This is a genomic window from Paraburkholderia sp. (assembly GCF_049581445.1).
GTDB lineage: Bacteria > Pseudomonadota > Gammaproteobacteria > Burkholderiales > Burkholderiaceae > Paraburkholderia.
Genome location: NZ_JBAURZ010000036.1, coordinates 1 through 23,703 on the forward strand (window position 1 = coordinate 1; position 23,703 = coordinate 23,703).

Sequence of the window (23,703 nt, forward strand, 5' to 3'; positions counted from 1 at the left end):
GCTCGCGGGCATCGGCGGCTGTCCGCATGCACCGGGCGCGAGCGGCAACGCGTCGAGCGAAGACCTTGCGTTCATGCTCGCCGACATGGGCATCGAAACCGGTATCGACATTCCCGCGTTGCTGACGTTGCGCGCGAAAGTCGCGGCCTGGCTCGAAGGCGAATCGCTGCACGGCGCGCTGTGGCTCGCGGGTCTCCCCAAAACATTCGCTGCACCGGCCGCGCTCGACGCCTGAGGTCCAACATCATGAATACCCCCGCAAAACTTCCCCTCGACGGCGTGCGCGTCATCGAATTTACGCACATGGTCATGGGCCCGACGTGCGGCATGATCCTCGCCGACCTCGGCGCCGAAGTGATCAAGATCGAGCCGCCCGGCGGCGACAAGACACGCAAGCTGCCGGGCCTCGGAATCGGCTTTTTCCGCTCATTCAACCGCAACAAGAAGAGCGTCGTGCTCGACATCAATACGCCCGAGGGCAAGCAAGCCGCAATCGAGCTGATCGGCACCTGCGATGCGATGCTCGAAAACTTCCGCCCGGGCCTGATGACGAAGCTCGGCCTCGATTACGACACGCTCTCGAAGCGCTATCCCGGGTTGATCTACGTGTCACACAAGGGCTTCCTGCCCGGGCCGTACGAAAAGCGCCTCGCGCTGGATGAAGTCGTGCAGATGATGGGTGGTCTTTCGTACATGACTGGTCCGGTCGGCCGGCCGCTGCGCGCTGGAACGTCGGTCAACGACATCATGGGTGGCATGTTCGGCGCGATCGGCGTGCTTGCCGCGCTGCGAGAACGCGAACACACCGGACGCGGCCAGGAAGTGCAGAGCGCCCTCTTCGAAAACTGCGTGTTCCTCTCGGGGCAGCACATGCAGCAATACGCGATGACGCGCGAAGCGCCGCCGCCGATGCCCTCGCGCGTGTCGGCATGGAGCGTCTACGACGTCTTCACGCTCGATGATGGCGAACAGCTATTCATCGGCGCCGTCAGCGACAAGCAGTTCATCACCCTGTGCGACGTGCTGGAACGCCCGGACCTGCCGGCCGAGCCGCGCTTCGAGACGAACGCGCTGCGCGTCGCGATCCGCCCCGAACTGCTCGAAGTGCTGGGTGCGATCCTGAAGGAGCATCGCATCGAAGAGCTATCGCCGAAACTCGAAGCGGCGGGGATTCCCTACGCGCCGATCGTGCGGCCCGAACAACTGCTCGACGATCCGCATCTGAAGGCGAGCGGCGGCCTCGTGCCGATGGAAACCGACGACGGCAGCATGACCGAAGTCGTGCTCCTGCCGCTAACGATGGGCGGCCGGCGCCCTGGCGTGCGCCAGGCGCTGGCGCGAGTCGGCGAGCATACGCAGGAAGTGCTGGCGCGCCTGAAGAGTCGGGCGGTCGCATGAGTCTTTCCGCCGACAGCGCATCGAATCACGGAGCAAATCAGATGGCAGATCTCTTCGACAACCCGATGGGCCTGATGGGATTCGAATTCGTCGAATTCGCCTCGCCCACGCCCGATACGCTTGAGCCGGTATTCGAGAAACTCGGCTTCACGCCCGTCGCGCATCATCGATCGAAGGACGTCGTGCTATATCGGCAGGGCGGCATAAACTTCATCGTGAATCGCGAGCCGAAAAGCCCGGCCGCTTACTTCGCGGCGGAGCACGGACCGTCTGCGTGCGGCCTCGCGTTTCGCGTGAAGGATGCACACGCTGCCTACGCACGCGCCCTCGAACTCGGCGCGCAGCCGCTCGACATGCCCACCGGCCCGATGGAGTTGCGCCTGCCCGCGATCAAGGGCATCGGCGGCGCACCGCTTTATCTGATCGACCGCTTCGAAGACGGTGAGGCGATCTACGACATCGACTTCAGGTTTGTCGAAGGCGTGGACCGGCGACCGGAGGGCTACGGACTGAAGCTCGTCGATCACCTGACGCACAACGTCTATCGCGGACGCATGGCGTTCTGGGCCGGCTATTACGAGAAGCTTTTCAACTTCCGCGAGATTCGCTACTTCGACATCTCGGGCGAGTACACGGGCCTCACCTCGAAAGCGATGACCGCGCCAGACGGCAAGATCCGCATTCCGCTTAATGAGGAATCGTCAAAGGGCGCGGGGCAGATCGAGCAGTTCCTGATGAAATTCAATGGAGAGGGCATCCAGCACGTGGCCTTGCTCTCCGACGATCTGCTCGCGACCATCGACAAGCTCGCGATGGCTGGCGTCCCGCTAATGACCGCGCCGAGCGAGACGTACTACGAGATGCTCGAAGAGCGTTTGCCGGGTCATGGACAGCCGGTCTCCGAGTTGCGCACGCGTGGCATCCTGCTCGACGGCAATACAAGCGGCGGCAACCCCCGGCTCTTGTTGCAGATTTTCTCCGATACGTTGCTCGGCCCCGTGTTCTTTGAATTCATTCAGCGAAAGGGCGATGACGGCTTCGGCGAAGGCAACTTCAAGGCGCTCTTCCAGTCGATCGAACGCGATCAGATTCGACGGGGTGTCGTCGGGCAGGAATAGGTTTCGATACGCGGATCATCACTTTCATGCCGGCAGGCGTTCAATCATAAGAAGCGCCGCCGATGTAAAGAACAGGAGACAAAGACATGCAGCAAACCGTCACCGCGGGCAGCCCCCCGCTCGCCGCGCCGAACGTCCACGTCGGCATCAATCCGGGCGCGGAAGTCTCCGCGCGCATGGACCGCTTGCCGATCACGCGGCATCTTTGGATGCTAGTGTTCCTCATCTCGCTCGGCGGGTTCTTCGAAGTCTACGACCTGATCTTCACCGGCTACATCGCGCCGGGTATGGCGAAGACCGGTCTCCTGCAGACCACCACGCATTCGTTCTTCGGCTTCAACGGAATAGCGGCCTTCATCGCAGCGACGTTCGCCGGCCTCTTCGTCGGCACCTTCGGTTTCGGCTGGATGCCGGACCGCTACGGGCGCCGCACGGTCTTCACGTTTTCGCCGCTGTGGTACTCGGTCTGCTCGGCGATCATGGCTTTCCAGACGACGCCGGAAGGCGTGATGCTGTGGCGCTTCATCACGGGCATCGGCGTGGGCATCGAGATCATCACAATCGACAGCTACGTTACCGAACTCGTGCCGCAGCACATGCGCGGCCGTGCGATGGCGTTCAACCAGATGGTGATGTTTGCCGCTGCCCCGGTCGCCGCTATCCTCTCGTACTGGCTCGTGCCGACAACGCTGTTGGGCATCGACGGATGGCGAATCGTGGTGCTCGCGGGATCGCTGGGCGCGGTGCTCGTGTGGTTCGTCCGCCGCAAGGTGCCGGAAAGCCCGCGCTGGCTCGCGACGCACGGCCACGTCGAGAAGGGCGAGCGGATCGTGGCGAAGATGGAGAAGATCGTCGCGCGTCAAAGCGGCAAGCCTCTGCCGCCGCCGCTCGCGGTGATTGAGCAGCGGGCGCATCGCCGCGCGCCGTTCTCGGAACTGCTGCAGCCGCCGTACCGCTCGCGCCTCATCATGCTGATCGTCTTCAACTTCTGTCAGGCAATCGGCTATTACGGGTTCGTGAACTGGGTTCCGACGCTGCTGATCGGGCAGGGCATCACCGTGACGAAGAGTCTGCTGTATTCGTTCATTATCGCCTTTGCGATGCCAGCGGGCCCGATGCATCGCGATGCTGTACGCCGACAAGATCCAGCGCAAATGGCTGATTGTCGGCGGTGCGCTCGCAGTGGCCGCTTGCGGGTTGGCCTTTGGACAAATGAAGGAAGTCGCGCCGCTGATCGTGATGGGCGTCCTGATCAGCCTGGCCGGGCAGACGATTTCCGTCGCCTTCCACGCATACCAGGCGGAACTCTTCCCAACAGCGGTGCGTTGCCGTGCAAGCGGCCTCGTTTTTTCGATCAGCCGCATCGGTGCGATGTTTTCGGGGTTCTTCATTGCATTCCTGCTACGGGACTTCGGCGTCGCGGGCGTCTTTGCCGGCATCACCGGTTGCATGCTGGTGGTTGCTATAGCGATTGGCGTTTTTGGACCCAGGACCAATGGTGTTCGACTTGAGGAACTGAATCAATAAGTTCCGCGACCGTTCCAGTTCCAATCTTCTGCCGCGCGTTAGCCGCAGTTTCAAATATCGGAGACAGACATGTTCCAATCACCTTCCCGGCGGGCCGATCCGTCGAAGACCGTGCGCTTTGATGGTCGCGTGTTGTTTCTGTCGCGAAGCGCGCGCGTGATCGAGCGCCAGTTACTCGGCGAAGACGTCACACTCGAAGATGCGGGGTCCTTGCGCACGGACATCTCCACCGATGAAATCACCCCCGCCTACATCTGCTACTACTACGATGAGAAACTGGGCGAGTATCTTTACCTTGGCCTCGACTGCATGGGCACGCGTCCAGTCAAACAAGGTAGCGTGAAGGCGGGCGGCTTCGCGGTCACCGTGGCGGGCCGCCGCTACGGAAAGGGATCGTCGCGCGAAGCCAGTCCCTTTGCGGAGTGGTGTGCAGGTATTCGGTTAGTGATCGCCCAGAGCTTCGAGCGAATCTACCGGCAGAATTGCCATAACCTGGGCATCTTCACTTCGACGGACTTTGGCCTGATTGCGCGGATCCGTCGAGGCGAGGACATTCCGGTGGAGGAATTCACCCGTGGAGAAGATGCGCTTACGGTCGAGTTGATTCGCAGGGGCGGACTTTTCCGGCTGACGGAGGCGAGACGGGCTGGATGGCGGCCTTCAGCACAACCACTCGGGTCACGGCCCATGACCTACGCCGAAAAAATCATCAGTCGAGCGGCCGGCTGCGTGGGCGTCATGCCTGGTCAGAGTGTGTTCGCGAAAACCGACTGGCGCTACGCGCACGAGTACGTATCTCCGATGTCTATCAGCTTCCTGCGCCGGGAGTGCGGCGACAAAATTGGACTGCATGACCCTGACAGCATAGTGTGCTTTTCCGACCATTTGACATTCATTCACCGCAGCATGCCAGCCGAGCGTCGTGCGCTTGGGCTGCTCGACGTGGCGCAAGCAATGGGGCAGGTCCAGCAGCGGTTCTGTGAACAATACGGGCTGCGCCATCATGGGCTATTAATCGACCGGGAAGGCTCGGAAGGAATCAGTCATTCAATCATGGCTGAGCGGTACGTAAAACCGGCGCAGCTCGTCGTCGGCACGGATTCTCATACCCCTCATTGCGGCGCACTGGGCGCACTCGCGTTCGGGATCGGCGCCACGGAAATGGCCAACGCGTGGCTCACTGGCGACGTACGCGTGAAAGTACCCGAGACGTGCCGGATAAACCTCAATGGAAGGCTGCCCACTGGAGTGGAAGCAAAAGACGTCATGCTGCACCTGCTCCGTTTGCCCTATGTTCGTGAGGGCAGTGCAATTGGACAGATATTCGAATACCGCGGAGAAGCCCTCGCGTCATTATCGACCGACGAGCGGGCGACGCTGACGAACATGGTCGCGGAAATCGGTGGCTTCAGCGGCATCATCGCTCCGGACGAGGAAACGCAGCGCTTCCTGCGCGAGCGCCGGGGCATAGATTTTGAAATCGAGCCCTGGATGCACAGCGACGACGATGCTGTAGTGGCGCATTCAATCGAAGTCAACTGCTCGCAGCTGGAGCCGATGCTCGCGCGCCCGGGTGATCCCGGTCAAGGTGTTGCCTTGTCCGAACTTCAAGACTCACTACAGGTGGACATCGCTTATGGCGGCTCCTGCACGGGCGGCAAACGCGAGGATCTGCAGCGCTGCTACGAAGTGTTGGAGTGGGCTGTGAGACACGGCCTGAAGGTGGCCGAGTCGACTCGCTTCTTTCTGCAGTTCGGAAGTCAGGACGTGCGCGACTACTGCGTGCGTGTAGGGATGCTGGAGGTCTTCGCGCGTGCAGGAGTCGAACTCATCGAACCGGGGTGCGGTGCATGTGTCAACGCAGGTCCCGGGGTTTCGGAACGTCCTGACCAGGTGACGGTCAGCGCTATCAATCGCAACTTCCCCGGCCGTTCCGGCCCCGGCAGAGTGTGGCTCGCTAGCCCTTCTACCGTCGCCGCAAGCGCTGTTGCGGGCAGAATCGTGAGCTTCGAGCGATTGCGCGCATCAATAAACGGCCATTAACTGGGAGGTCAAGAGATTCAAGGATGCCGTCGGCCGGGCGCAAGGGGACTTTACGGTTTCGCCTGCCACAATGGCCGATGAACGTGGGCGGATTCAACCGGTCGATGCAACACACGAGAATCTGCGTGAGCAGTGGAAGTGTTGCATCGACCGGTTGAATCCGCCCCGATCTTGAGATGCTCGGCTTGGACGAAGTCGGACCTCCGGTTGACGACCGTCTACGACAATGGAAGATTTGTGGTTGAAACTTGTCGATCTCGGAAGCTATCTGGATAACGGACCCGGTGCTCAATCCCGTCGGAGCGGCCTTTTGTCACCACGGCCGAATCGTCAACGATTTTCTTCAGGTGTACCAGATTGCGATTCGTGTCCGCACCAACGTTATGATGGCGATCAGGTCTTGAAGCCATTTTCAACGTTTCGTCTAGTCCGGATTCGAACCCATGTCAAACAGCACGATCGCGTCTGAAGAATCGAAACCGAGTGGACTCCATGACCTTGGTGTCAGAAAGTATGGGTTTCTGCTGCTCGACAATTTCTCCTTGATTGCGCTCGGCGCGGCGGTTGACCCCTTGCGAATCGCTAACATGGTCGTAGGGCGCAGAGTCTACGACTATCGCCTGATCGGCACGGGTGGGCAGTACGCCCAGTCGAGCGATGGCATCAAGGTATTGCCCGATGCGACAATCACCGAACCGGATTCATTCGATGCGGTATTCGTTGTCGGCCCCAACCCGATCCCACGCAAGGGAATCGGTGCAGTGCTCGACTGGCTACGCCTGCATGCACGAAGCGGCACGGCGTTGGGGGGACTCGACACTGGCAGCTACTTCCTCGCCCGCGCTGGTTTGCTGAACGGCTACAGGTGCACGATTCACTGGGAAGATCAGGATGTACTGCTGGGCCAATTCCCGAAGCTCATCGTCTCCAACCGCCTCTATGAAGTGGATCGGGACCGCTATACCTGCAGCGGCGGAGTCGCTCCACTCGACCTGATGGTGCATCTGCTCGGCATGCCGCCCGGCAGCCGGTCACTCGCTGCGCGCGTGCTCGAATTGCTTGTGGCCGAAAGGCGCAGTCACGACCAACGGCAACGTACGTCGCTGCGACAATACATGGGCGCAGAACACGTGAAGCTCGACGAGGCGCTGCAGATCATGGAGAGCAATGTCGAGGAACCGCTCTCGCTTGCGGAAGTCGCCACGTACTTAGGCGTGTCGCAACGGCAACTCGAGCGCTGGTTCAACGAACGTCTCGGCAAGACGCCGGCTCAGGCCTATCTGGAGATTCGCCTGCTACGCGCCCGGCAACTCCTTTACCGCACCGGCAAGCCGCTCGAAGAGGTGTGTTCACGAACAGGCTTCGCCTCGTTGACGCACTTCGCTACCCGTTACAAGGCACAGTTCCAGGTCTCGCCCATCGCGGACCGTCGGCGTTACCAGAACGCACTGTGACAGGCCGCGGCGCCTCGTTTCACACTGATCCCGTGGGCAATCGCTAGCCCCAGGGTGGTTATTCGGCGTGCCAACCGGACAGTAAACCGGTCCCCGTGGTAAACCCGCGATGACGAAATCGCGAAGTCTCGTGTCGCGTTTAGAAACTTTCCAAATTACCAAAACCCTACCATTCGCTCACACCTACTGGCCTTTTTCACCAAGGAGCGAGCGCATGAAACTGGAAAATCTGATTCGGATCGAGAACGGCGAAAAGGTGAAGCACACCTTCTCGGATGCGGAATACGCAGGTCGCCAAAGCAGGCTGCGTGCATTGATGGCGAATGAAAATATCGATGCCGTGCTGTTCACGTCGTATCACAACATCAACTACTACGCGGACTTCCTGTATTGCTCGTTCGGCCGCAAGTACGGGCTTGTCGTAACGACTAAGAAAGTGGTCTCCATTTCGGCCAACATCGACGGCGGGCAACCGTGGCGCCGCACAGTGGGCGACTACAACGTGGTCTATACCGACTGGCAGCGCGACAACTTCTTCCGTGGCGTTCAGCAGGAAATCGAAAACAAGGGACGTGTGGGCATCGAGTTCGATCATGTGCCGGTCGATGTGCTCGCCAAGCTCAAAGCGGCGCTGCCGTCGGTGGAGTTCGTAGATATCGGCGCCCAGACCATGCGTCTGCGCATGGTCAAGTCCGGCGAGGAAATCGAAGTCATCAAGCATGGCGCGAACGTGTGTGACGTGGGCGGCGCGGCCCTTGCGGCCGCCGTGCATGAAGGCGTACCTGAACATGAGGTGGCGCTGGCTTCGACCCAGGCCATGGTGCGCGAAATCGCCAAACGCTTCCCCGATTCCGAACTGATGGACACGTGGACCTGGTTCCAGTCTGGAATTAACACGGACGGCGCCCACAATCCCGTCACCACACGCAAAGTTCAAAAGGGCGACATCCTGAGTCTGAACTGCTTCTCGATGATTGCGGGCTACTACACCGCACTTGAGCGCACCATGTTCTTCGATCACTGTTCCGATGCGCACCTTCGTTTGTGGAAGGTCAACGTCGAAGTGCACGAAGCGGGACTGAAACTGATCAAGCCGGGTGCGCGCTGCAGCGACATCGCCCACGAGCTGAACAAGATTTACGCGGAGTACGACTTGCTGCAGTACCGAACGTTCGGCTATGGCCACTCGTTTGGCGTGCTCTCGCATTACTACGGCCGCGAAGCTGGCCTCGAACTGCGTGAAGACATCGACACGATTCTCGAGCCGAACATGGTCGTTTCGATGGAGCCGATGATCATGCTGCCGCAAGGCTTGCCCGGTGCGGGCGGCTACCGCGAGCACGACATCCTGGTGGTGGGTGAAAAGGATGCCACCAATATCACGGGATTCCCGTACGGTCCGGAGCACAACATCATCAAGGCTTGATACGGCCTGAAGGACTCAATTGTGATCTGATCCTGCGGCCTTGGCCGCAGGCGTAAACATGATGTTGCAGGAGACGTCTCGATGTTTTCAAAAGAACAGACCATCGCGGGGTTCGACCCGGAGTTGTCCGACGCCATGCGTCTTGAACGCCAGCGTCAGGAAGCGCATATCGAACTGATCGCCTCGGAAAATTACACGAGTCCACGCGTACTTGAAGCACAAGGCTCAGTCCTCACGAACAAATACGCAGAAGGGTATCCGGGTAAGCGGTATTACGGCGGCTGCGAGCACGTGGACGTAGTGGAGTCGCTAGCCATTGAGCGGGCGAAACAGCTTTTTGGGGCCGCCTACGCGAACGTACAACCTCACAGCGGTTCACAGGCCAACGCTGCGGTGTATCTTGCGTTGCTCGCACCGGGCGACACGATTCTCGGCATGAGCCTCGCGCATGGCGGCCATCTTACGCACGGCGCGAAGGTGTCCTTCTCGGGCAAGCTCTACAACGCGGTGCAATACGGTGTGAATCCGCAAACCGGCCTGATCGATTACGACGAGATCGAACGTCTGGCTGTCGAACATCAGCCGAAAATGATCGTCGCGGGATTCTCCGCCTATTCACGTGTTCTGGATTTCGAGCGCTTTCGTCAGATCGCGGATCGCGTGGGTGCGTACCTGTTCGTTGATATGGCGCACGTCGCGGGGCTCGTTGCGGCTGGCCTCTATCCGAATCCACTTCCGTTCGCGGACATTGTTACCACGACGACGCACAAAACGCTGCGCGGTCCGCGGGGCGGTCTCATTCTCGCCAGAGCCAACGAAACGATCGAGAAGAAGCTGAGTTCCATGGTGTTTCCCGGCACTCAGGGCGGCCCGCTCATGCACGTGATTGCGGCTAAAGCGGTGGCTTTCAAGGAGGCGTCGGGCCCGGAATTCAGGGCCTACCAGCAGGCGACGCTGGCCAATGCACGCGCGATGGTGGCTGTTTTTGTCGAACGCGGCTACGAGGTGGTATCGGGCGGAACAGACGATCACCTGTTCCTCGTGAGCCTGATTGCGAAAGGGATGACAGGCAAGGATGCGGACGCCGCGCTGGGCCGCGCCCATATCACGGTCAACAAGAACACGGTGCCGAACGATCCTCAGTCGCCCTTCGTGACAAGCGGCATTCGCATCGGCACGCCGGCGATCACGACGCGCGGGTTCAGAGAGGCCGATGCAGCACTGACAGCAACGCTGATCTGCGATTTGCTGGACAACCTCGGCGATGCGCAGACCGAGAGCCGTGTGCGCGAACAAGTGTCGCAGTTGTGCGCGCGCTTTCCCGTGTATATCGGCTTCTGAAGGGCATGCCATGAACGTCAGCACTTTTGATCTCTTCAAAATCGGAATCGGCCCCTCAAGCTCGCATACGGTCGGCCCGATGATCGCGGCCTGCCGCTTCGCTTCTCGCCTGCGCGAAGCCGGCCAACTCGAGCGTGTTCACACGATGCGCGTGGAACTTTTCGGTTCGCTCGGGGCAACGGGAAAAGGGCACGGCACAGACAAGGCGGTGCTGCTCGGCCTGGAGGGGAACCTGCCAGACAGCATCGACCCGGATTACGTGGACAGCCGCCTTGCTCAGATTCGCGCGTCGAAATCGCTGGAGCTTGCAGGCGTGCGCCGGATCGACTTCGATGAACGCGCGCATCTGGCCTTCCTGCGACGCGAAGTGCTGCCATATCACCCAAACGGCATGCGCTTCACTGCACTCGACATTCAAGGGGAAGTGGTCGACGTGCAGGCGTATTACTCGGTGGGCGGCGGATTTGTTGTCGACGATGCGGGTGTGCGGCTAAACGGCACGCAGGGAGCAGGCGAGGTGCCGTATCCGTTCAGATCCGGTGTGGATCTATTGCGTGTGTGTGGAGAGAGCGGTCTCTCGATAGCGCAGATCATGCTCGCCAACGAGTCGACATGGCGCCCGGCGCATATGGTGCGTGAGCAATTGCTGATCATTCGTGACGTGATGGCCGCGGCGATCGCGCGTGGTTGCTCGATTGATGGAACGTTGCCCGGTCCGCTCAAGGTTCGGCGGCGCGCATCGGAACTGTACGGTCAGTTGAAGTCGCAACCGGAGCAAAGCCTGCGCGATCCGCTGTCGATGATCGACTGGATCAATCTGTACGCGATGGCGGTCAACGAAGAAAACGCCGCAGGCGGGCGCATCGTCACTGCGCCGACCAATGGCGCAGCCGGCATCATTCCAGCCGTTCTGCAGTACTACGTGAAGTTCGTGCCGGGCGCGAGCGACGACGGCGTGATGACGTTCCTGCTGACCGCGTCCGCGATTGGTCTGCTCTACAAGGAAAATGCATCAATATCCGGTGCCGAAGTGGGCTGTCAGGGGGAGGTCGGCGTGGCGTGTTCGATGGCTGCTGCCGCGCTCGCAGCCGTATTGGGCGGCTCACCGGAGCAGGTCGAAAACGCGGCTGAGATCGGCATGGAACATAACCTGGGGATGACCTGTGACCCCGTGGGCGGCCTCGTGCAGATTCCGTGCATCGAACGTAACGCCATGGGCGCGGTCAAGGCGGTCAACGCCGCCCGCATGGCGTTGCGCGGCAACGGCAAGCACTACGTGTCGCTCGACAAGGTCATCAAGACGATGCTCGAAACCGGTGCCGATATGAAAACGAAATACAAGGAAACCTCGCGCGGGGGCCTTGCGGTCAACGTGATCGAGTGTTGAGGAGAAGACGCATGAACCGGTACTCGATTTTCAGCCTGCTGCGCAATGGGCTGTCGTATCACGAGAACTGGGAGCGGGCGTGGAAGAGCCCCGAACCCAGGAAAGAATACGACGTGGTGATCGTCGGCGGAGGCGGGCACGGACTGGCGACCGCTTACTACCTCGCGAAGGAGCATGGCGTGCGCAATATCGCCGTGCTGGAAAAAGGCTGGATCGGCGGTGGCAATACAGCGCGCAACACGACGATCGTGCGCTCGAACTATCTGTGGGACGAGTCCGCCGCGTTGTATGAGAAGGCGCTGAAATTGTGGGAAGGGCTTTCGCAGGACCTCAATTACAACGTGATGTTCAGCCAGCGCGGTGTGATGAATCTGGCCCACACGCTGCAGGACGTGCGCGATACGGAACGCCGTGTCAATGCGAACCGGCTTAACGGTGTCGATGCGGAATTCCTGACGCCTGCCCAGGTGCAGGAGATCGTGCCGGTCATCAACCTCGAGAGTCGATATCCGGTGCTTGGGGCCTCGTTTCAGCGGCGCGCGGGCGTTGCACGGCACGATGCGGTGGCATGGGGCTACGCGCGCGGCGCAGACCAGCACGGCGTAGACATTGTTCAGAACTGCCAGGTTACGGGAATTCGCCGCGAGGGTGGGGTGGTCATGGGTGTCGATACGGTAAAGGGGTTCATTCGGGCTAAAAAAGTTGCCGTGGTCGCGGCGGGGAATACCAGCGTGCTGGCCGATATGGCGGGCCTGCGGCTGCCGCTCGAGAGCCATCCGTTGCAGGCGCTCGTATCTGAGCCAATCAAGCCGATTATCAACACGGTGATCATGTCGAACGCAGTGCATGCCTACATCAGCCAGTCCGACAAAGGCGATCTCGTGATCGGCGCAGGTGTCGATCAATACACGGGCTATGGGCAACGGGGCAGCTTTCACACTATCGAAGGCACCTTGCAGGCGATCGTCGAAATGTTCCCGGTGTTCTCGCGCGTACGGATGAATCGCCAATGGGGCGGCATCGTAGACGTCTCACCGGATGCGTGTCCGATCATCAGCAAAACCGACGTGAAGGGTTTGTACTTCAACTGCGGATGGGGCACGGGCGGTTTCAAGGCGACGCCGGGTTCGGGCTGGGTGTTTGCCCACACGATCGCCAACGACTCACCGCATCCGCTGAACGCAGCGTTTTCGCTGGACCGCTTCTACACCGGCCATCTGATCGACGAACACGGCGCGGCGGCCGTGGCGCACTAACCGGAGACCTCCATGTTACTTATCGAATGTCCATGGTGCGGGCCGCGCGCCGAATCTGAATTCTCATATGGTGGCGAGGCGGATATCGTCCGGCCGCTCGACACTGAGAAGCTCACCGATCGCGAGTGGGGCGATTACCTGTTCATGCGCAGTAACACGCGCGGCTTGCACCGCGAGCAGTGGAATCACGCTCAGGGCTGCCGCCGCTGGTTCAACGCAGAGCGCGATACCGTGACCTATGCGTTTCGCCCGGTCAGCAAGCCGCGCCTGGCGAGCGAAGGAGAATCAGCATGACCCAGAAAAACCGTCTGCCAATGGCTGGACGCATCAATCGTGCAATCCCGCTGACGTTCACCTTCAACGGCCGCACGTATCAAGGCTATCAGGGCGACACCCTGGCGTCTGCATTGCTCGCGAACGATGTCCATTTTGTCGCACGCAGTTTCAAGTATCACCGTCCGCGCGGCATCATGACTGCGGGTGTTGAGGAGCCGAACGCTCTGGTGCAACTGGAACGTGGCGCTCACACCATTCCGAACGCGCGCGCGACCGAGGTCGAACTGTATCAGGGGCTGGATGCGACCAGCGTGAACGCGGAACCGAGTCTCGAACACGACCGCATGGCCATCAACCAGAAGTTTGCGCGCTTCATGCCGGCGGGCTTTTACTACAAGACGTTCATGTGGCCACGCAGTTTCTGGCCGAAATACGAGGCCCGCATTCGTGAGGCAGCGGGACTTGGCAAGTCGCCGGAAGTCAAGGACGTCGCCCGCTATGACAAGCGCTTTGCGCATTGCGACGTGTTGATCGTTGGTGCAGGGCCGGCCGGACTCGCGGCCGCACGCGCGGCCGGTGCGAGCGGTGCGCGGGTGATTCTCGTCGACGATCAGCCTGAACTCGGTGGCAGTCTGCTTTCGGGCGCCGAGAAGATCGACGGCAGGCCGGCGGCCGAATGGGTCAGCTCGATCGAAACCGAACTCGCCGCAATGCCAGAGGTAACAGTTCTCACGCGCAGCACGGCCTTTGGTTACCAGGACCACAATCTCGTCACCGTGACCCAGCGGCTTCACGATCATCAACCCGTGTCGGTACGACGCGGCACGCGCGAGCGCTTGTGGAAGATTCGCGCGAAGAAGGTGATTCTCGCAACGGGTGCACACGAACGGCCGCTTGTGTTCGGCAATAACGATCTGCCAGGCATCATGCTCGCATCGGCGATCTCGACTTACGTGCATCGTTATGGCGTGCTGCCGGGACGACGCGCGGTGATTTTCACCAATAACGATGAAGGCTATCGCGCCGCAGTCGATCTAAAGATCCATGGCGCAGACGTGACCGTGGTGGACCCGCGGCCCGCGAGCGCCGGCACCTGGCCGCAACTGGCCGCGCGCCACAATATCGTCGTCGTCAACAACGCGGTCGTGATCGAGGCGAACGGCAAGGAGCGTGTGCGTAGTGTGGCAGTGGCCCGATATGAGAAAGGGCGCGTGGGAAATCGCGTGGCGAGCCTCGGCTGCGACCTGCTCGGTATGTCGGGTGGCTGGAACCCGGTGCTGCATCTCTTTGCGCAGTCAGGAGGTAAGGCGCTCTGGAATGACGCCAAGGCGTGCTTCATTCCGGGCGCGGGCGTTCAGGAGGAGTGCAGCATCGGCGCGGCGCGCGGCGCGTTCCAGTTACCCGAAGCGCTCGACGATGGCATGCTCGCGGGCCGCCGGGTAGCACAGATGGCAGGCTCGGAATCGTCCACTGCGCCGCGAGCGCAGGCGCAGGCGTCGAACGAACAGGCCCTGTTGCCGTTGTGGCTGGTGGCGAATGCTGACGAGGCATCGCGTGGACCGAAGCGTTTTGTTGATTTCCAGAACGACGTGTCGGCTGCGGATATTCTGCTGGCTGCACGTGAGGGCTACCATTCGGTCGAGCACGTCAAGCGCTATACCGCGATGGGTTTCGGTACCGATCAGGGCAAGCTCGGCAATATCAACGGCATGGCGATTCTCGCGGGCGCATTGGGCAAGAGCATTCCGCAAACGGGCACGACGACCTTCCGGCCTAACTACACGCCGGTGACCTTTGGAACCTTGGCGGGCCGCGAGCTCGGCGACTATCTCGATCCGATCCGCAAGACCTGTATACACGCGTGGCACGAAGCGCATGGTGCGGCCTTCGAAGATGTCGGTAACTGGAAACGCCCGTGGTATTACCCCCAAAACGGCGAGGACATGCATGCGGCAGTAGCGCGCGAATGTCTCGCGGTGCGCAACAGCGTCGGCATGCTGGACGCGTCGACGCTTGGCAAGATCGACATTCAGGGGCCGGACGCCGCGACCTTGCTCAATTGGCTGTACACGAACCCATGGAGCAAGCTCGAAGTCCGCAAGTGCCGTTACGGTCTGATGCTCGACGAGAACGGCATGGTCTTCGACGACGGCGTCACCGTCCGCCTCGCCGATCAGCACTACCTGATGACCACGACGACGGGAGGCGCAGCTCGTGTATTGAACTGGATGGAGCGCTGGCTGCAGACCGAGTGGCCTGATCTCGACGTACATCTGACGTCGGTAACGGATCACTGGGCGACCTTTGCCGTTGTCGGTCCAAACAGCCGCAAGGTGCTCCAGAAAGTATGCAAGGACATCGACTTCGCGAACGCGGCTTTCCCATTCATGACGTATCGCAACGGCACGGTGGCAGCGACAGCGGCGCGTGTCATGCGCATCAGCTTTTCCGGCGAGCTTGCCTACGAAGTCAACGTGCCAGCCAACCGCGGCCGCGCGGTTTGGGAAGCGCTAATGAGCGCAGGTCGCGAGTTCGACATTACACCGTATGGCACCGAATCGATGCACGTGCTGCGTGCGGAGAAGGGCTACATCATCGTCGGCCAGGATACAGATGGGTCGGTGACGCCATTCGATCTCGGTATGGGTGGCATGGTTGCCAAAAAGGAATGCCTCGGCAAACGCTCGCTGTCGCGCTCGGACACGCAGCGCGAAGACCGCAAGCAACTGGTCGGCCTGAAGACCATCGATCCACGCATTCATTTGACCGAGGGCGCGCAAATCGTCGCGGCACCTGCGAGCGAAGGCATTACACCGATGCTAGGTCACGTGACATCGAGCTATCAGAGCCCGATTTTGCAGCGTTCGATTGCTCTTGCCGTGCTCAAAGGCGGCCTCGGAAAAATCGGTGAACGCGTGTTCGTGTCGATGTCCGCGACGCATTGCGCCGAAGCGGAAGTCTGCAGTCCAGTTTTCTACGATCCGGAAGGAGTGCGTCAGCATGTTGAATGATCTGGTTCAGGAATCGCCGCTTGCCGATATCGAAGCGGAGATCGCGAAGGCATGCGGCAGCCTTGCGGGATGCTTCCAGTTGACCGAGCGGCCATTCGTCACGCTCGTTACTCTACGCGGTACAGGCGTCGCGTTTGAATCCGCAGTGCAGCGTGCGCTTGGCCTGACATTGCCACAGCGATCTGGGGGACGCAGTGCCGCAGGCGAACGCGTGGCGCTATGGATGGGACCGGACGAGTGGCTGATCCAGTCCACCCAGGACATGGCCGCCGACCTTGAGCGGCACTTGCGTGCGAGCCTCGAGGGTCTGCGCTGCGCCGTAGTTGACGTGAGCAGCGGCTACACCGTGATCGATATTGCCGGCTCCGCGGTGCGCGATGTGCTGGCAAGCGGCTGTCCACTCGATCTGCATCCGAGCGTGTTCGGCGATGGGCAATGCGCACAGTCGCATTTCTTCAAGGCCGGCGTGACGCTGTGCCGTGACGGAGACGAGCGCTTTCAGCTGATCGTGCGGCGCAGCTTCGCAGAATATTGCTGCCTGATGCTGCTCGATGCCGTACAGCCTTACCTTGCTTCGTATATTTGATAACCGCGACATGCGAATCACCGACGAGGTTCAGATGAACATGATGCGGGCTATTCCCGTGCTTGAGTGGGACGTTGTGATCGATTCGCTGCAAGCGCAGACGCGAGTTGGGATTCACGGCCACGAACGTGTGCCGCAGCCAGTTGTGCTCGACGCGGTGCTGCATTGCCGGGCCGAAGCGTTGCCGGATCACATTGATGCTTGCCTCGATTACGATGCGTTCTGTCGGACGCTATGCGCTTACCTCGACAGTCAGGCACACACCGATCTCGTGGAACGGCTCGCGGCAGATCTGCTGAGCCAGGCTTTCGATCGCTTCGCTGTGCTCGACAGCGCCGAGCTGACGCTCTTCAAACCGCACGCCGTTCCGGCCGCAGTACGAGTGGGCGTGCGCTTGCGCTGGACCCGCCTCGACTATCTGCGTTGGTCCAATAGCGTGGACGGCCGCGGCATTTCGCACACGCTGCAAGCCTGATTTCATTTCAAGGCACAACATGACCAGAACTCATCTACTGGACGCTGGACGGGCGCCACAATTCGCCTTGACGGTCAGTTGCCCGAGCGCTCGCGGCCAGGTCGCGGCGCTGGTGCAATTTCTCGACGAGCGTGGTTGCTATATCGACGAATTCGACGTGTTTGACGATGACACCACGGCGCGCTTTTTTGTCCGTTGCGTCTTTCATGGGGAGGCGCCACATCAACTGGACGTCGCGTTGCTGCGCGACGAATTCACCGGTGTCGCCGCGCGGTTCGACATGAACTGGGCGATTCACGACACCCGGGCGAGACCTAAAGTGTTGATCCTGGTATCGAAGCTCGATCATTGTCTGGCCGATCTGCTGTTCCGCTGGCGGATGGATGAACTACAGATGGAGATTGTCGGCGTGGCGTCAAATCATGCAGATCTCGAACCGCTCGCGGTCGCGAACGGTATCGCGTTCCATCATTTGCCGCTCACCGCTGACACCAAACCGCAGCAGGAAGGGCAAATCCTGGCGCTGATCGAGCGCACGGGCGCCGAACTCGTTGTGCTCGCGCGATATATGCAGGTGCTTTCAGCCGGATTGAGCGCACGTCTCGCGGGCCGCGCCATCAATATCCACCACTCGTTCTTGCCGGGCTTCAAGGGAGCGAAGCCGTATCATCAGGCGCATGCACGCGGTGTAAAACTGATCGGCGCCACCGCGCATTTCGTCACCGATGATCTGGACGAAGGCCCGATCATCGAGCAGGTCGTGGAACGCGTCAATCATGCGAGCCATCCGGAGCAATTGCTAGCCACCGGACGCGACGTGGAGTGCCTCGCGCTCGCACGCGCCGTCAAGTTCTATATCGAAAGACGGGTGTTTATCAACGGCAGTCGCACTGTCGTCCTGCAATAGCAGGCACCGCGCTTAATGTCGGAAATAGAAATAGTTTTGTCGCATATAAAAACATTCCCGTAATTTTAGGCCCATACGATGCTCTCAACCTAGCGGGGGCATCAGGTGGATAACCGATGCGGAATTACAACCAGGAGACGTGTCTGATGCAAAAGAGCGTGTTGATAGGCGAGTTGGCGTGGCCCGAGTATGCGCGCCGCGTGCAGCAGCAAAAGCAACCCATTCTGATTCCGATTGGCGCATTGGAGCAGCATGGCCCGCATATGTCGATGAACCCTGACGTGCTGTTGCCGAGTGCGATCGGCGTAGGCGTCGCACAGCGGATTGGCGCGCTGGTTGCGCCGGCCATTGCGTATGGATACAAGTCGCAGCAGAAGAGCGGTGGTGGCAACCACCTATGCGGGACGACGAGCCTTGATGGTCACACGCTGTCGTCGACCGTGAAGGACATCCTCAAGGAATTCGCGCGTCATGGCGCACGCAAGATCTGCCTCATCAATGGGCACTTCGAAAACTCGATGTTCGCGGTAGAAGGGATCGATCTTGCGATTCGGGAATTGCGTTGGGAAGGCATTCACGATTTTCAGGTCGTGATGTTGTCGTACTGGGATTTTGTCACTGAGGCGACCATCGCGCGCATTTATCCGGATGGCTTTCCCGGATGGGCGGTCGAGCACGGCGGGGTACTTGAGACTTCGCTGATGCTGCATCTGCATCCGCATCTCGTGGACATGTCATGCGTGCCGACCCATGCGGCCGCCACGTTCGAGCCGTATGACCTGTTCCCGCCGGTTCCGCAGTGGACGCCGCCATCTGGTTGTCTGTCTTCGGCGGCGGATGCGTCGGCGGAGAAGGGGGCGTTGCTGTTCGACGTTTGCGTTGAGGGGATTTCGCACGCACTCGGCGAAGCCTACGACGCCCGCGAAAAAGCTTCAGGCGTCTGAACCAACCATCGACGAGGGGAATGCAATGGGAAGCTACGATAGCCGTGATTCGCACACTGAGGTGGCTGCGGATAAGGCCTGGAGTATCGAGCAACATGCCATCGATCCGATCCCGCTCAAGGATCGCCATGGCACGCCGGCCGAGTTGTTCAAGATGTGGATCGGCGCCAATACAAACTACGTGGTGGTCGTGACGGGCGCACTCGCGCTTTCGCAAGGATTGTCCCTCTGGCAGGCGCTCGCGGCGATCACGGTGGGGAATCTGCTGGGCTGTTTCGTGCTGGGTCTGACGACCATCATGGGGCCGCGCACGGGTACATCCGGCATCATGACCTCGCGCAGTTCGTTCGGCCAACTCGGTTCGTTTTTGCCGAAGGCCGTAAGTCTGGTGTCCGCGCTTAGCTGGTTTTCGATCAACTCGGTGGTCGCAACCCAGGCGTTGGAAGGTCTGTTGAAGATGGGCGGCTTGCAGAGTCATGCGGTCGTGTGGATCTCGCTGGGGATCATTCTGGCCGCGGAGATTCTCCTCGCGATCTTCGGCCATGCCACCATCATCGCCGCAGAGAAATGGATCGCCGTGGTGCTTGCGGTGCTGTTTGGGGGGCTGGCTGCTTTCGTGTTGCCGCATACTAGTTTCGCCATGGCGTCGGCTATCAACCACGGTGGCGGATCGTTCAATACCTGGCTCATCGCGATGGGCATCATCTTCTCCTACCCCATCGGCTGGGCGAACTTCGCGTCTGATTACAGTCGCTATTTTCCGGCTGAAACCAGCTGGAAAAAGATTGTCCTCGCGGCGGGTGGCGGCCAGTTCGTCGCGCTGATGTTTTGCGAGGTGATCGGCGTGCTGTTTGCAACCGCGTTAGGCGGCTTGCTCGGCGACGATCCGGTGAGCCAACTGGGACGCTTCCTGCCGACGTGGTTCATCGTACCGCTGCTGTTTTCGATCATTCTCGGCGGCATCGCGGCAAATGTGCCAAATGGCTACACGGCGGGTCTGGGGCTGCTTGCGTTGCGCATTCCGATCAACCGCATCACGTCGCTGAGCATCATTGCGCTCTTTACGCTGTGTTTTCGAGTGGTCACCGTGTTCTATGGGCAATTCTTCGACATGTATCAGGTGTTTCTGAACTACATGGTGTTCTGGACCGCGCCCTGGGCCGCGATTGTCGTCGTGGATTACTTCATGCGTCGCGGCCGCTACCAGGCCGATGCGTGGATGAAGTGGGGCAGTGGAGCATACTGGTACGACGCGGGGGTATTCTGGCCGGGCGTGGTTGCACTCATGGCCGGAATCGTGGCATCGCTCGTGTTCTCGAACTCGCCGACGTTTGTCAGTCCCTTGATGCACGATTACCTCGGCTGGGGCGATCTAAGTTTCGAGTTCGGGCTGCTCTCCGCCGGCTTGACCTACTACGTGCTTGCCCGCCGCAGTCCACACTTCCGGACCACGGCTGACACCTCTGCCCAAGTAGCGATCTGAACACCGGCAAAATCGGAACCTTCCAGACTAGCCCGCGTTAAACCTCGACGGCATACGATTGCCGTTGAGAAACGCGGGCTTTTTTTCGCCCGTCTTTCTGGCACTTTGGCGAATGAGTGCACGGATGAAAAGCGAGAACTGGCGTTGCCGGTGTAAACCCGCGATGTCGAAATCAGAAAGTATTCCGTCGCGAGCAAAAATCTTCCGTGCGGTCGACCTTCTACTATCTGCTCAAACGGCGCTGGCACAACTGGAAGCACGAAACCGGTTGAGTTGATCGCAGGAGCCGTCTTGTCAGGTTGAAAATCGCATGATTCACGTTTGGAGATCGTAGATGAATTCCAGAAAGGCTGTTTCAGGCAGTGCAACAGGTGCCGGCGCGATCGCGCCGGGCGGCGTGGCTTCCCTGGGGGCGTCGGGTGCAACACATGAGCGAGTCCGTGCAGACCGGCGCTTGCTCAAACGAGCGGCGACGGCCAGTTTTATCGGCAATTTCGTCGAGTGGTTCGATTACGCTTCGTACGGCTATCTGGCCACGATCATTGCGATCGTCTTCTTTCCAAAGACGAACTCAGCCACCGGGCTGCTAGCCGCGTATGGCGTTTTCGCCATTTCGTTTATCGTCAGACCGATCGGTGGCATCGTCTGGGGGCATTTCGGTGACAGGATCGGACGAAGGACCGCGCTTTCCCTGTCGATTCTCATCATGTCATGTTCGACCTTCGTGATTGCATTTCTGCCCACGTATGCGCAAGTCGGCGTACTGGCGCCGGTGCTGCTGCTGGTGGTGCGCGTTGTCCAGGGCTTCTCCGCGTCAGGAGAATACGCCGGCGCATCTGCGTTCCTCGCCGAATACGCACCGGAGGGCAAGCGGGGCGTTTATACCAGCATCGTCCCAGCCAGTACTGCGGCGGGATTACTGTTCGGGTCGGTTTTCGTCGCGGTGCTCCACGCTGTCCTGACCACAGACCAGCTTCATTCATTCGGCTGGCGGCTGCCATTCCTGCTTGCCGCGCCGTTTGGTTTGATCGGACGTTACATTCGCGTGCGTCTTGAAGATACCCCGAAATTCAAGGCGCTGGAAGCGTCTCACCACGCTCCGCGTGCGCCGGTTAAAGAGCTGCTGGGCAAGCATCGCGGGAGGATGTTGATTGCATTTGGTGTGACATGCCTGAATGCGGTCGCGTTCTATCTGGTGCTGAGCTATATGCCTACCTATCTGTCAACGGAAATGGGCATGGGTGAAACCGAGTCGTTTCTTGCAGCGACGATTTCGCTTGGCGCCTATATCGGGCTTATCTTCCTGATGGGAGCGTTGTCAGACCGCGTCGGCCGTAAAACGATGCTGATTGGCGCATCAATCCTGTTCGCGTTGCTCACCGTGCCGTTTTTCAAGGGGTTGGTCGGCGCGAGCTTCCTCACGATCGTCATGATCCAGATCGCTTTCGGTGCGTTGCTGACGATGAACGATGGAACCCTGCCTTGCTTTTTGTCCGAGATTTTTCCGACGCGTGTGCGCTATACCGGGTTTGCGTTCTGCTTCAATGCAGCGAATGCTTTGTTCGGCGGCACCGCGCCTCTGGTGGCCACGTGGTTGATCGGCGCCACAGGGAACAAGCTGGCACCTGCGTGGTATCTGGTGGGTGCGGCAGGCGTGGCGCTTGTAGCGATGCTCGCAAGCAAGGAGACCTCGCGCAGCCCGCTGACCGACGACTGATGAACTATGTTTCGTTGATCGATGTATAAAAATAAATTAGTTATCCATATCATAAAGAGAATTAAAAAATGAAAAATCGGGCTTTGGCTGCGTTGACGTTCGCGGTCCTTGCGCAGCAAGGACACGCGCAAAGCAGCGTGACACTGTATGGCGTGCTGGACGATGGCTTGAACTTCACATCGAATGCTGACGGCCACCACGCCTTTTCCATGGTAAGTGGCGATACGGCCGAAACCAGCTTCGGTCTGAGGGGAACGGAGGACCTGGGCGATGGGCTCAACGCAATATTCACGCTCGAAAATGGTGTGAATATCAATAGTGGCGCCTTTAATGAAGGCGGGCGTCTGTTCGGGCGACAGTCGTTCGTCGGGCTGGCATCTCAAAGCGCGGGCACGCTGTCGCTCGGACGGCAATACGACGCTACCATTGACATGTGGAGCCCATTCACGGCTGCCGGCAACACGATCGGCGATTTCGCCGCACACCCGTTTGATAACGATAATGCCGACTATGACTATCGCCTGAACAACGCAATCAAATATGTGACGCCGGCGATCCGAGGTTTCCAGGCGGAAGCGGTATACGCATTGAGCAACGCGGCAAACTTCGCGTCGAATCGTGCTTATAGCGCCGCCCTGGCCTATTCGTCAGGTCCGTTCTCGGCCGCGCTTGCTTATATGAGGCAAAACGACGGAGGTACGAATTCGATCGGTGCGGTGGGCACGGATGATGTGTTCGTGGCATCGTCGCAGCAAAATCTCGATGCGGGCGTCAAATGGACGTTTTCAGACGGGGCGAATGTGTCGCTCGCCTATTCGCACACCGATGTATACGATCCGACCTCAAACGCGTATGTCGCGGACATCGGCTCGCAGGACTGGAGGACGTGGAAGTTCGATAACGTGGAAATCAACGGACAATACTTCTTCCGCCCTGATCTTTGGATGGTCGGCGCCTATACGTTGACTCATGGCGAGTTCAAGGACACGACCGGCAGCGATAGTCCCGACTGGCAGCAGATTTCGCTCATGCTCAGCTACAGCCTGAGCAAGCGGACCTCTGTGTATGTACAAGGCGCCTACCAGCATACAAATGGGAAGACGGGGACCGATCTCGATCTGGCGCACATCATCGGTGCTGCGGATCTTTCGTCGACGCGCAATCAGATGGTTTATCGAGTGGCATTAATGCAGCACTTCTAATAACCGCGGGTTGATCTGGGTTTGGTTTTCTCTGTGATCTGCATTGGCCAGGACGCAATGGACGATCTCCGGACTCACGTTATATGAAGGAGATCCGTTCAGACTGGTTGAGCTTTGTCGAAATCACGCTACTGCCGTCGCCAGACCGCGGT

The 23,703-nt window shown here is 59.8% G+C and carries 17 protein-coding genes and 2 pseudogenes; all 19 read left to right on the forward strand.

What is annotated here, in order from left to right; all coding sequences use genetic code 11:
* Window positions 1-235: pseudogene (locus tag WCA85_RS02095) on the forward strand (hydroxymethylglutaryl-CoA lyase); the annotation flags it as partial.
* A gap of 11 nt (window positions 236-246) precedes the next feature.
* On the forward strand, window positions 247-1,398 hold the full coding sequence (locus tag WCA85_RS02100) for a CaiB/BaiF CoA transferase family protein (RefSeq protein WP_424061447.1): 1,152 nt from the start codon (window positions 247-249) through the stop codon (window positions 1,396-1,398).
* A gap of 41 nt (window positions 1,399-1,439) precedes the next feature.
* Entirely contained in the window at window positions 1,440-2,516 is a 1,077-nt protein-coding gene (hppD, locus tag WCA85_RS02105) for a 4-hydroxyphenylpyruvate dioxygenase (RefSeq protein ID WP_424061449.1), read from the forward strand.
* 86 nt (window positions 2,517-2,602) lie between these two features.
* Window positions 2,603-4,043, forward strand: a pseudogene (locus tag WCA85_RS02110) (MFS transporter).
* A 129-nt stretch (window positions 4,044-4,172) separates the two neighbouring features.
* Window positions 4,173-6,086, forward strand: coding sequence for an aconitase family protein (locus WCA85_RS02115; protein ID WP_424061450.1), 1,914 nt, complete (start codon window positions 4,173-4,175; stop codon window positions 6,084-6,086).
* A gap of 443 nt (window positions 6,087-6,529) precedes the next feature.
* The gene (locus tag WCA85_RS02120; protein ID WP_424061452.1) at window positions 6,530-7,540 is read left to right on the forward strand and encodes a GlxA family transcriptional regulator; all 1,011 of its coding nucleotides are present in this window, start codon (window positions 6,530-6,532) and stop codon (window positions 7,538-7,540) included.
* Window positions 7,541-7,754: 214 nt separating this feature from the next.
* Window positions 7,755-8,966, forward strand: coding sequence for a M24 family metallopeptidase (locus WCA85_RS02125; protein ID WP_424061453.1), 1,212 nt, complete (start codon window positions 7,755-7,757; stop codon window positions 8,964-8,966).
* An 81-nt stretch (window positions 8,967-9,047) separates the two neighbouring features.
* A complete protein-coding gene (gene glyA / locus WCA85_RS02130; protein WP_424061455.1) occupies window positions 9,048-10,307 on the forward strand; it encodes a serine hydroxymethyltransferase in 1,260 nt (419 codons plus the stop codon).
* A 10-nt stretch (window positions 10,308-10,317) separates the two neighbouring features.
* Window positions 10,318-11,694 carry an L-serine ammonia-lyase gene (locus WCA85_RS02135; RefSeq protein ID WP_424061456.1) on the forward strand — a complete coding sequence of 459 codons (1,377 nt, stop codon included), beginning with the start codon at window positions 10,318-10,320 and terminating at the stop codon, window positions 11,692-11,694.
* An 11-nt stretch (window positions 11,695-11,705) separates the two neighbouring features.
* A complete protein-coding gene (locus WCA85_RS02140; RefSeq protein ID WP_424061458.1) occupies window positions 11,706-12,950 on the forward strand; it encodes a sarcosine oxidase subunit beta family protein in 1,245 nt (414 codons plus the stop codon).
* A gap of 12 nt (window positions 12,951-12,962) precedes the next feature.
* Window positions 12,963-13,244, forward strand: coding sequence for a sarcosine oxidase subunit delta (locus WCA85_RS02145; protein ID WP_424061459.1), 282 nt, complete (start codon window positions 12,963-12,965; stop codon window positions 13,242-13,244).
* A complete protein-coding gene (locus WCA85_RS02150) occupies window positions 13,241-16,237 on the forward strand; it encodes a sarcosine oxidase subunit alpha family protein (protein ID WP_424061461.1) in 2,997 nt (998 codons plus the stop codon). Before WCA85_RS02145 ends, WCA85_RS02150 begins: the two co-directional genes overlap by 4 nt.
* On the forward strand, window positions 16,227-16,823 hold the full coding sequence (locus tag WCA85_RS02155) for a sarcosine oxidase subunit gamma (RefSeq protein WP_424061462.1): 597 nt from the start codon (window positions 16,227-16,229) through the stop codon (window positions 16,821-16,823). Before WCA85_RS02150 ends, WCA85_RS02155 begins: the two co-directional genes overlap by 11 nt.
* Before the next feature lie 10 nt (window positions 16,824-16,833).
* Window positions 16,834-17,298, forward strand: a complete 465-nt coding sequence (locus WCA85_RS02160; RefSeq protein WP_424061464.1) for a dihydroneopterin aldolase — start codon at window positions 16,834-16,836, stop codon at window positions 17,296-17,298.
* Between the two features lie 19 nt (window positions 17,299-17,317).
* Window positions 17,318-18,205, forward strand: coding sequence for a formyltetrahydrofolate deformylase (gene purU / locus WCA85_RS02165; RefSeq protein WP_424061465.1), 888 nt, complete (start codon window positions 17,318-17,320; stop codon window positions 18,203-18,205).
* 146 nt (window positions 18,206-18,351) lie between these two features.
* Window positions 18,352-19,149: a creatininase gene (locus WCA85_RS02170; protein ID WP_424061466.1), complete on the forward strand. Its 798-nt coding sequence runs from the start codon at window positions 18,352-18,354 to the stop codon at window positions 19,147-19,149.
* A gap of 25 nt (window positions 19,150-19,174) precedes the next feature.
* Window positions 19,175-20,632, forward strand: a complete 1,458-nt coding sequence (locus WCA85_RS02175) for a purine-cytosine permease family protein (RefSeq protein WP_424061468.1) — start codon at window positions 19,175-19,177, stop codon at window positions 20,630-20,632.
* 334 nt (window positions 20,633-20,966) lie between these two features.
* Window positions 20,967-22,349: an MFS transporter gene (locus tag WCA85_RS02180; RefSeq protein ID WP_424061470.1), complete on the forward strand. Its 1,383-nt coding sequence runs from the start codon at window positions 20,967-20,969 to the stop codon at window positions 22,347-22,349.
* 68 nt (window positions 22,350-22,417) lie between these two features.
* Complete coding sequence (locus WCA85_RS02185; RefSeq protein WP_424061472.1) at window positions 22,418-23,551, forward strand: porin; 1,134 nt, start codon at window positions 22,418-22,420, stop codon at window positions 23,549-23,551.
* The last annotated feature ends 152 nt before the right edge of the window (window positions 23,552-23,703 follow it).